The sequence below is a fragment of the Vibrio sp. R15-SG3-ISO1B genome (assembly GCF_059833835.1).
The window spans coordinates 1-10,060 of the sequence record NZ_JCBDGG010000044.1 but is presented as its reverse complement, the minus strand read 5'-3'; the positions used below and the strand labels follow the sequence as shown (position 1 = coordinate 10,060).

At 49.1% G+C, this 10,060-nt stretch carries 14 protein-coding genes; 6 read left to right on the top strand and 8 right to left on the bottom strand.

Going from position 1 to position 10,060, the window contains the following annotated elements; translation table 11 throughout:
* The 7 genes from AC6R0S_RS13190 to AC6R0S_RS13160 form a co-directional block, all read right to left on the bottom strand.
* On the bottom strand, positions 1 to 144 hold a 144-nt coding region (locus AC6R0S_RS13190), incomplete at its 3' end, for a flagellar cap protein FliD N-terminal domain-containing protein (RefSeq protein WP_500628875.1).
* A gap of 20 nt (positions 145 to 164) precedes the next feature.
* Entirely contained in the window at positions 165 to 593 is a 429-nt protein-coding gene (gene flaG, locus AC6R0S_RS13185; protein WP_500638106.1) for a flagellar protein FlaG, read from the bottom strand.
* Between the two features lie 70 nt (positions 594 to 663).
* Entirely contained in the window at positions 664 to 1,797 is a 1,134-nt protein-coding gene (locus AC6R0S_RS13180) for a flagellin (protein ID WP_500638105.1), read from the bottom strand.
* A gap of 253 nt (positions 1,798 to 2,050) precedes the next feature.
* Entirely contained in the window at positions 2,051 to 3,184 is a 1,134-nt protein-coding gene (locus AC6R0S_RS13175; RefSeq protein WP_334555237.1) for a flagellin, read from the bottom strand.
* A gap of 269 nt (positions 3,185 to 3,453) precedes the next feature.
* Positions 3,454 to 4,587, bottom strand: coding sequence for a flagellin (locus AC6R0S_RS13170; protein ID WP_500638104.1), 1,134 nt, complete (start codon positions 4,585 to 4,587; stop codon positions 3,454 to 3,456).
* Positions 4,588 to 4,714: 127 nt separating this feature from the next.
* A complete protein-coding gene (locus AC6R0S_RS13165; protein WP_500638103.1) occupies positions 4,715 to 5,617 on the bottom strand; it encodes a Dyp-type peroxidase in 903 nt (300 codons plus the stop codon).
* Between the two features lie 119 nt (positions 5,618 to 5,736).
* The gene (locus AC6R0S_RS13160) at positions 5,737 to 6,216 is read right to left on the bottom strand and encodes a DUF2919 domain-containing protein (protein WP_500632305.1); all 480 of its coding nucleotides are present in this window, start codon (positions 6,214 to 6,216) and stop codon (positions 5,737 to 5,739) included.
* A 133-nt stretch (positions 6,217 to 6,349) separates the two neighbouring features.
* Between AC6R0S_RS13160 and AC6R0S_RS13155 the strand changes: the two genes are divergently transcribed.
* Positions 6,350 to 6,691: a DUF2956 domain-containing protein gene (locus AC6R0S_RS13155; protein ID WP_500632299.1), complete on the top strand. Its 342-nt coding sequence runs from the start codon at positions 6,350 to 6,352 to the stop codon at positions 6,689 to 6,691.
* Positions 6,675 to 7,034 carry a DUF4156 domain-containing protein gene (locus tag AC6R0S_RS13150; RefSeq protein WP_500632300.1) on the top strand — a complete coding sequence of 120 codons (360 nt, stop codon included), beginning with the start codon at positions 6,675 to 6,677 and terminating at the stop codon, positions 7,032 to 7,034. The genes AC6R0S_RS13155 and AC6R0S_RS13150 overlap by 17 nt, the downstream gene beginning before the upstream one ends.
* A 47-nt stretch (positions 7,035 to 7,081) precedes the next feature.
* Here the strand turns inward: AC6R0S_RS13150 and AC6R0S_RS13145 are convergent, their stop codons facing one another.
* On the bottom strand, positions 7,082 to 7,369 hold the full coding sequence (locus AC6R0S_RS13145) for a winged helix-turn-helix domain-containing protein (RefSeq protein WP_334555233.1): 288 nt from the start codon (positions 7,367 to 7,369) through the stop codon (positions 7,082 to 7,084).
* A 201-nt stretch (positions 7,370 to 7,570) separates the two neighbouring features.
* On the opposite strand from AC6R0S_RS13145, the gene AC6R0S_RS13140 reads away from it, so the two are divergent.
* The 4 genes from AC6R0S_RS13140 to AC6R0S_RS13125 form a co-directional block, all read left to right on the top strand.
* Positions 7,571 to 7,918 carry an ArsC family reductase gene (locus tag AC6R0S_RS13140; protein WP_500632301.1) on the top strand — a complete coding sequence of 116 codons (348 nt, stop codon included), beginning with the start codon at positions 7,571 to 7,573 and terminating at the stop codon, positions 7,916 to 7,918.
* A gap of 58 nt (positions 7,919 to 7,976) precedes the next feature.
* Positions 7,977 to 9,110 carry a succinyl-diaminopimelate desuccinylase gene (gene dapE / locus AC6R0S_RS13135; protein ID WP_500632302.1) on the top strand — a complete coding sequence of 378 codons (1,134 nt, stop codon included), beginning with the start codon at positions 7,977 to 7,979 and terminating at the stop codon, positions 9,108 to 9,110.
* Positions 9,111 to 9,112: 2 nt separating this feature from the next.
* Positions 9,113 to 9,787 carry a M15 family metallopeptidase gene (locus tag AC6R0S_RS13130; protein ID WP_500633951.1) on the top strand — a complete coding sequence of 225 codons (675 nt, stop codon included), beginning with the start codon at positions 9,113 to 9,115 and terminating at the stop codon, positions 9,785 to 9,787.
* A 7-nt stretch (positions 9,788 to 9,794) separates the two neighbouring features.
* Positions 9,795 to 10,060: DUF2897 family protein (locus tag AC6R0S_RS13125; RefSeq protein WP_500638102.1), on the top strand; the 266-nt coding region annotated here is incomplete at its 3' end.

The following is a 10,060-nucleotide window of genomic DNA, read 5'->3' as shown; positions in this document are numbered from 1 at the left end:
CCCATAGGCACTGATACTAGACTCAATTTCGGCTCGCTCATTGTCGATACGTTGCTGCTTAGGCACACGCTCCGAATCAACAATTTTGCTGACCATGGAATTGATGTCCATGCCAGTGTTCATCCCAATAGGGCCAAAACTCATTCAATCACCTCGAAGTACGATCACACCGTTTGGTTTACTAAGCCCGATGAGTATCGAGCCGTTTGTTCCCTTAGGCGCCGCAATATTACCAGCATCTCTTCGTCGGGTATCTGGCGGATAATATCGCCAGTACTCGCTTCGTAAATAGTGACCACATCTCTCCCCGACTCTTCATCCACTCGAAAGGACAACCCTTTGTTGATGGACGAAATGAAATCATTCATCTCCTCGACCAAACGTTGCCTTTCTTGGCTATTGAGCTTTTCACGAGCTTTCGCCGCTTCTATCGCTTGCGTGACAGACTCGGCAGACTGCTTGCTCATGTCATGGGTAGAGGCCTTTTCTTTACTTAAAGAAATGGACTGCGCACCATCATACTTAGAAGCAATTTTAGTGCCACTTTCTGAGCCGTAAGGCTGGATGTTCGATGTGTTAGATGGTATGTCCATAACAATCTCCCTTCCACCTCATAGGTCAGTAGCGCATGCTACTACCAATAAGCTCCTGCGAACCTACCGATTAACCTAATAAGCTAAGAGCTGCCGACGGTGACTGCTTAGCTTGCGCTAGAACCGACGTACTCGCTTGCTGGAGAATTTGCGATTTGGTCATCGCTGTCGTCTCTTTGGCGTAATCTGTATCAAGGATACGGCTACGAGACGCATTGACGTTCTCGTTGATGTTATCCAAGTTACTGATCGCATGACCAAAGCGGTTCTGGAACGCACCAAGCTCCGCGCGCTGGCTGTCCACGCTCTTTAGCGCGCCATCAATCACTGACACTGCCAGTTGCGAGCCCGCAACGGTAGTGACATCGACATCTGCGACAGTTTTATCTTGCGCGGCGCCAAAGCCGATCTCTCCACCAAGACCACCGCCAATGGTGACATCACCAGAGACTTTATTGGTCGCAGCGAACAGTTGCAGTTTGCCATCTTCGCCAACCGACGCTTTCACATCTTCACTTTGACCATTGATGTAAGTGGCCAGTTGCTCGATGTCATCGCCTTCTTTCGCGTTGATGGTCAAGCTTTTCGCCTCACCGTGCACATCAGTATAGTCTAAAGTCAGGTCGCTCGCGCCTGCACTCACTGTCCAATCGGGAGTTTTACCCGCCGTAGCAATATACGCTTTACCGCCCATGTCTGCTGTATCAGAACGCATGTTGCCCATGGATAACATCACCGCCTCACCGGAACTGGCACCAATCTGGAAAGACTGGCTACCAAATGAACCATTGAGCAATTTGTTGCCACCAAACGAAGTGGTTTCGGCGATACGATTCAATTCATCGTTCAGTGCCGTAACTTCTTCTTGGATAGCAACTCGCTCTGAGCGCGAGTTAGAACCATTTGACGATTGCAGTGCCAAATCACGCATACGTTGAAGGATGTTGGTGGTTTCATTCATCGCACCTTCAGCCGTCTGAGCAATAGAGATACCGTCATTGGCGTTCTTCACCGCCATGTCAAGACCACGACTCTGAGACGTTAAACGATTTGAGATTTGTAGACCGGCAGCATCATCACGGGCACTGTTAATTTTGTAACCCGATGACAAACGCTCCATGGATTTCTGCATACCATCCGACGCCCCATTGAGGTAGCGCTGAGCGGTCATCGCAGACACGTTCGTGTTTACGTTAATTGCCATATATTGATCTCCTTTGGCATTAGGGGTGATGCGCTGTCGTGTCTCTCACCTCACTTCGGCGCATCTCATTTCTCTCAGTCTTGTAACGGCGAAGCAAAAAATACCTTTAGAAAAAAAATGAAGTTTTTTTCTCTTTGCCTCACATCCGTACAATTTCGTGAAACTGATCTAACTACCATGAAAATCCTTGCAAACACCAAACGTAAAAAATCCAGCCTAAGCTGGATTTTTATTCGATAAGCGCGGAGGGCGATTAGCCAAGTAGGCTGAGTGCCGAGTTTGGCGCCTGTTTCGCTTGAGCCAAGATTGAGCTTGACGCTTGAGACAGGATCTGAGATTTGGTTAGTGCTGTTGTCTCTTTCGCGAAGTCAGTGTCTTTGATTCGGCTCTTCGACGCGTTGACGTTTTCGTTGATGTTGTCCAAGTTGTTGATCGCGTGGTTGAAGCGGTTTTGGAACGCACCCAACTCTGCACGGTGACTATCCACATATTTAAGCGCCGCATCAACAATCGCGACAGACTCTTGCGCGCCGCCCACCGTCGTCACGTCAATGGTGTTCACTGTTACGTCTTGACCTGGGCCCATGTTTAGCTCGCCCGCTAGACCACCAGAGAAGCTCACTGCGCCGTCAACTTTGTTGGTACCTGCAAAGATTTGCAGTTGACCATCTTCATCAACCGAGGCTTTTACCATGTCAGTTTGACCGTTGATGTAAGTCGCAAGCTCTTCAATATCATCCCCTTCTTTCGCGGTGATATTGATGGTTTGTGCTTGGCCGTCAGTGTCAGTCAGGTTGATCGTGAGATCATTGGTACCCGCTTGAACAGACCAGTCCTTATCTTTACCGTTTTGTGCAACGTAGCTAGTACCGCCCATGCCAACGTTGTCAGAACGCATGTCGTTGAGCGTCAGCATGACGGCTTCACCGTTGTCTGCACCGATTTGGAACGATTTCGTTGCGTAAGTACCGTTAAGCAACTTGTTACCACCAAAAGAGGTTGTTTCCGCGATACGGTTTAGCTCGTCGTTTAGAGCTGTGACTTCTTCTTGAATCGCCACGCGCTCAGATTTTGAGTTCGAGCCATTCGCTGATTGAAGCGATAGGTCACGCATACGTTGCAAGATGTTGGTTGTCTCGTTCATCGCACCTTCAGCAGTTTGCGCGATAGAGATACCGTCGTTCGCGTTACGTACAGCGACATCAAGACCGCGGCTTTGCACATTCAAACGGTTTGAGATCTGTAGACCTGCTGCGTCGTCTTTCGCACTGTTGATTTTAAAACCAGAAGATAGACGCTCCATTGAAGCTTGTTGTGCATTGTTCGCGCTATTTAGGTAACGCTGTGCTGTCATTGCTGCTACGTTAGTATTTACATTCACTGCCATGGTGATTTCTCCAAATTGATTTTCCGATGTATCCGGTTTCCGACGTCTCGGAAAACCAAAGTAGTTCTCTCAAAGTTACTTTTATTAACGGCGTGAGGCGGAAAAGCTTGAGACATTTTTTTTGTTTTTTTCGAAAAAAAGGCAGTTGGGGAGGAAAACGTGATTAACGGGCAATAATCGTTAAAAAATTCATTTTTTCGCTAAAGCTTTATTTAGACCTGTCGATACCTTTCTCTTTTTTGAGATTTTTGCTTTCTCAATAATGAAGATTAATTCAACAGCGTTAACGCCAGATTGGGTTGCTGTTTCGCCTGGGCAAGGATAGAGGTACTCACTTGTTGCAAGATTTGCTGTTTGACCATCTGAGTCGTTTCACGTGCGTAATCGGTGTCCTTAATGCGGCTGTTGGAGGCGGCAAGGTTTTCGTTGATGTTGCCTAGGTTGTTGATCGCATGATCAAAGCGGTTTTGCATTGCGCCTAATTCTGCTCGATGGCTATCGACGTACTGCAGGGCCGTATCAATCACTGATACCGCTCGTTGCGCGCCGCCGACGTTGGAAATATCCAGATTATCGACCGCCTCGTAACCCACCAGCCCCAGTTGCAATTCATTGGCTAAGCTGCCCGAGAAAGATAAGGTTCCTGATGTTTCTTTACCGGCGATAAACAGTTGCAGTTGCCCGTCGTCATTCACCGAGGCGGAGACTTTATCCGTTTGCCCATTGATGTAAGTCGCCAGTTGCTCTATGTCATCACCCTGTTTGGCTTTTATTTGGATTTGTTCTTGCTCACCTACGGCGTTGGTGTACTGAATATTGAGCATCGATGCCCCTTGCGAGACCTGCCAATCTGAACCTGCAGATAAGCCAGTTCGGTAGCTAAACCCGCCCATCGCTAGGGTGTCGGTGCGCATGCTTTTTAGTGACACCTGAACCGCCTCCCCTGAACTAGCACCGATTTGAAACGAAGAGGTTTCAAAACCACCATTGAGCAATTTTTGCCCACCAAAAGAGGTCGTTTCTGCTATTCGATTCAATTCGTCGTTTAAAGCGCCCATTTCTTCTTGTAACGCCTGCCTTTCAGCTTGACTGTTCGAGCCGTTGGCCGACTGCAAAGAGAGATCGCGCATACGCTGTAAGATTGAGGTCGTCTCTTGCATCGCCCCTTCCGCGGTTTGCATGATTGAAATGCCATCATTGGCATTGCGCATTGCAACATCGAGCCCGCGCATTTGTGACTCAAGACGATTAGAGATTTGTAAACCCGCCGCGTCATCTTTGGCGCTATTGATCCGACTGCCCGAAGAGAGCCGCTCCAACGATTGATTGAGCATCTCTGTCGCGCTACTCAAATATCGCTGCGCCGTCATTGCTGACACGTTGGTGTTTACGGTGATCGCCATAATTTCACTACAAATTCAATTAAAGTCCTACAGGTTATATCGGCCAATCACACCATTCTTTAATGACAAATATGAAAAAGCCGAAGCTGGACGCTTCGGCTCTCGCGTTTAAGCTTTATGAGGGAGATTATTTGACGCTTAACGTCGTTAACATTTCCTCAGAAGGCGCGAAGAAGTAAGCCCCGGTTACCGCGGTGGTAAAACGCAACAGTTGATCCGTCTTGCCATCTGTCACACCGTACATACTCTCAAGCATCGCTTTGAAATTGTGCAGCGTATTACAGTAAGCAATGAAGAGCAGACCATGCTCACCCGATACTGAACCATACGGTAAGCTGTGACGCACAATTTTCAGTCCTTTCCCCTCTTCTTTGATGTCAACGCGGCCAACATGCGATGCCGCTGGCACGTCATCTAACTCAATAGAATCCGGTTTTGTACGACCGACCACTTTTTCTTGCGCTGACACGTTAAGGCGATTCCATGCAGGTAAATTGTGCACGAAGCGCTGAACCATCACGTAACTACCGCCGGCGAATTCACCTTCAGGGATGATCGCCACTTCATGACGTTGCCCCTCTTTCGGGTTTTCTGTGCCATCGACGAAATCGGTCATATCACGAGAGTCTAGGTAGCGGTAACCGTATGTCTCATCCACAATCTCGACCTCATCGGCCACCTCCGCCATCAGCGTACGCAGAAGGTAAAAATGCAGGTCATGACGCAGTGAGTGACAGTGAATCAGCACATCGACATCACTGCTTGGCGCCACCACACTACCCGTTCCCAAAACAGGGAACGCCATCAATTCACTTGGCATTGGCGCATCGAGCTGCGACCAAAATGCGTGCGTAAACGCAATCGACAAGGTTAACTGTGCGCCCGGTTGCTGCTGATTGAGCTCAGCCACCTTTTGCGGCAGAGCTTGAAGCTTTTCAAGCACCCCTTGCGGATTCTGTTTGATTTTGAGAAGTGTGTATTGAGCGAATGGGCCAGCCTCAGGGAGAATGGCACTTTGTGGCGATGACATTGTTATAACCTCACGTATTTATTGTTCTTTATCCCATTACGTTGGGAGATCAGTATCTGTTCAATTCTTCTTTAACGGTGAATGCACGATTTACGTAGATGCCTTTTACGTAGATGCTTTTACGTAGATGACTTGGTTGACTCATTTTCGACGCCAAGCTGAAAACAATCTTTCACACTGCGACTGTTAACTAGATAGATAATGAGCCAAGTCAGCAATAACCCGATACCACCCTGTGTCCAACTGAAGGCACCGTGATGCAAGTATACCTGGTAAGCCCACTGCAACCACTGAGCAACCGCAATGACTAAGGTGAGCGGGCGACCGTAATACAGTAAACGAGTGAGCCAAGTGCGCTCGGGACTGCGCAAACCATAAAGCCACATCAACGCAATCGTCGGCAACCCCATCAGTAACCCAAGATAGAGACCCGTTTGATTAGGGTACACGATAGTCAGTATCTCACTTCCGGACTCTCGACTGGCGCCAGCGACGACGAAGACAATCCAAGCGCGAGCAAGAAAAAACCACCCTAGCCATAGCCATTTTGGCGCTTTTAAAAAACCGTGTTGATCATAGTGTTCGATGGCGTAACGCACGACGTTATTCATTTTCTAAGACGACTAACCCACACTGTAAAGTAAAAGCCGCCACTTTGCGACCCGCAAGCCCCCACAAGCCATAGCGGCGTGCTATGATAAGCCTTTGTTTACTTTCTCAATGAAGACCGCCATGAAAACCAGCCCTTCCCTCTCACCTGAAACCAAGCAAGACGCGCTAGCCATTGCAAAAGCGACGCAAAAGCCGGGGCAGACCAAAGAGCAAACCAAACTTATTGCTCAAGGGATCGAGAAAGGCATCGCATTGTATAAAAAGCAGCAAAAAGAGAAAGCTCGCCAAGCGGATAAGGCTCGTAAGAAAAATCAGAAAGCCAAAACCACGCCGACACAGAAAGTCGCGCTTTCCCCTGAACCACAATCGGTTCCTTCTCGCTCAAAGACCAATGCTTGGCTCCCTTGGGGGCTACTTATCATCAGTTGGATAGGATTTATTGCTTATGTCGTTAGCCAATAAACATCGCACTTTACTTACCTTTTGCGCGCTCACCTTTTGCGGACTTACATTGGTAGGGTGCGCGTCACCGAGCATGAGCCTCAATCCTGCGGCACAGCACGTTCATCTTCGCCAAGATGCCACCTTTGATCCTCTGCGATGTCAGTTCCTTGGTGAAGTGACCGGCAGTGAAGGCCATTGGTACAGCTACTGGTTCTTTGCCAACGATGTGATGATCCAAGGTGCAACCAATGACATTAAAAACCGTGCTCACGCACTAGGCGCAAACACGGTGTATATGGTTTCTCCGCAAGATTTCGTGACTTCATTTACACTCATGGGCAACGCCTATTTGTGTCCGTAAACGAATACCTGGTAAGAGCGGTGCCCCGAGTGGGTTCCACTCACTGGCTAAGCTTTAAAGCCCAAACTGGCCGCGATGTCTGAGCGGCGCTCAATCACCCACTGGCTGTCAAACGGACCCCAGTCTGAAAGCTGGTAATAGCCGTCATTATGGCGGCGTCCATCTTGAACAAACATCAATTCAATACCGATACCGGGCAACGCTTTGATCACATCTTGTATGGTGCGGCGTGGCCACCCCGTCTGTTCAATCAGCTTGGGGACATTGGGCCTTTCTAAATTTTCAACGAGCAGTGCAAGATATAGGCGTCTTGCAAACACAGGACTCAACTCCATTGATAACCTCCTAAAGATTTCTATGGTCATTATTTCTGTTTTGCCTGGCGATGTGTTGCGTTTGATCAATAACTCGACAATCGAAATTCGTTGCAACACATTTTTTTTGCTCAATGAAATATATCGATCACACTTTTGTCTCGTTGCTCAGTTCCTGCTACGATGCGAAAACAATAAAAACAGTCATAAAAAAGGTAAGTCATGACCATCACTATGTACGGAATTCCTAACTGCGATACGATCAAAAAAGCCAAAAAATGGTTGGAACAACAAGGCATTGAGTACCAATTTCATGACTATCGCAAACAAGGCATAGAAACGGAGCTCGTCGAGCGCTTTTGCCAACAGCTTGACTGGCAGCAAGTGCTCAACAAACGCGGCACCACATACCGCCAGCTCAGCGACGAGCAAAAAGCCAATCTAGACAAAGAAACGGCCGTGTCGCTGCTCGTTGAGATGCCTGCGATGATCAAACGTCCGATTCTCGATGTCGACGGTACGCTCCACCTCGGTTTCAAAGCAGACCAGTACACAGCGGTTTTTTCGTAGAATCCCTCATATTGCATCACCCACATTGTATTGACATGAATAATTAAGGAACTCAAGGATGACAGATAGCCCAACATTGGCTCTCGCAAAAGATTTAATTAGCCGCCAGTCGGTGACCCCAGAAGATGCCGGCTGCCAAGACGTAATGATTGAACGCTTAAAAGCCTTGGGATTTGACATCGAAGTGATGGTGTTTGAAGACACCACCAACTTCTGGGCAAGAAGAGGAACTGATGCGCCGCTGTTTGCCTTTGCAGGCCACACCGACGTCGTGCCTGCGGGTAAGCTTGAACAGTGGCAGACGCCCCCTTTTGAACCGACCATCAAAGACGGCGTCTTATTTGGTCGCGGTGCAGCGGACATGAAAGGCTCACTGGCCAGTATGATTGTTGCGGTGGAGCAGTTTATTGCTGAGCATCCTGATCATAAGGGGTCGATTGGTTTTTTGATCACCTCAGACGAAGAAGGCCCCTTCATCAATGGCACAGTGCGCGTGGTTGAAACCTTAATGGCACGCAATGAGCACATTGATATGTGTATCGTTGGCGAACCATCCAGCACAGACATCGTTGGCGACGTAGTGAAAAATGGTCGTCGTGGCTCCATCACCGGCGATTTGACCGTTAAAGGTATTCAAGGCCACGTTGCCTACCCGCATCTTGCCAAAAACCCAGTGCATGAGTCGCTGCTCGCCATTCATGAACTGGCCACGACAGAGTGGGACCAAGGGAACGATTACTTCCCACCCACCAGCTTCCAGATCCCCAATGTGCACGCAGGTACCGGGGCTTCTAACGTCATCCCGGGAGAGTTCAACGTTCAGTTTAACTTGCGTTTTAGTACCGAACTCAATAACGACACCATCGTCAAACGCGTCCACGACACATTAGACAAGCACCAACTCGACTACGATCTGAAATGGACATTCAATGGTGACCCGTTCCTAACCGATACCGGTGCGCTACTTGACGCTGTTGTGGATGCGGTGGATGCGGTCAACCAAACGAAACCGCAACTCCTCACGACGGGCGGCACCTCAGACGGCCGATTTATTGCCCGAATGGGGGGGCAAGTGGTTGAGCTTGGTCCGGTCAACGCAACCATCCACAAAGTGAATGAGTGTGTAATAGTCGATGATCTTGAAAAGCTGACATTGATGTACCAGAAAACGCTCGAAAATCTGTTGGTGTAGTCATGACGCCCTCGCAACTGACCGGCAAAGCCTCCGATCACCTGGAAGAGGTGTTGGTGGGAGAAAAAGCGTTTCTGGTGCACCCGAACGCCACACACGCCTTGCTGACGTTAAGAAAAGCGGCACTTGAGGCTGGATTTGACCTGTGCGTTGCGAGCGGTTTTCGGGATTATGATCGGCAAAAAGCGATTTGGAATCGAAAAATGAGCGGAGAGGCTGCCGTGCTCGACAGCCACAGCCGTCCGCTCGACGCTCAATCGCTCACCATTGCAGAGCGCATCCATATCATCATGCGCTGGTCAGCGGTGCCAGGCGCGAGCCGCCATCATTGGGGTACGGATTTCGACGTGTATGCACGTAACTTACTTCCTCGGCATACTTCTCTAAAACTGGAACCTTGGGAATATCACACCGGTCACCAGCAACCTTTCTATCTGTGGCTTAGTCACACCCTGCAGGACTACGGTTTTTTCTTCCCCTATCACACCGATCGTGGCGGTGTCGCTCCCGAGCCTTGGCACATCAGTCACCGAGCGACTGCAGATACTTGCCTTAGCCACCTCACCCCAGCCTTGCTGACTGAGCAGTGGCACGATCCCGAGCTACTGGGAAAAGAGTACCTGATCTCAAACGTCGATACGCTGTATACTCAGTTTATCACCAATATTAGCGCGTAGGCTTGCAATGGAACTGTTCACTAACCCTTGGTTTATCATCATTCTGGTCGTCTGTTTTATGGTCGGCAACATCGCGGCACTGCGCTATGTCTCCTACTTGAAACTCAAACCAACTAGCAAAACGCAGCCAACAGACGCAGAGCAAGAGCGACGCAGCGATGAAGCGCTACTCAAAGAGCTACTCGAAGAAAGCGAGGAAAGCACGCCAGAGGGCAGCGACCCAATGACCAATAATAGTGCCACTAGCAACACCACTCACCCGCAGAACAAAGA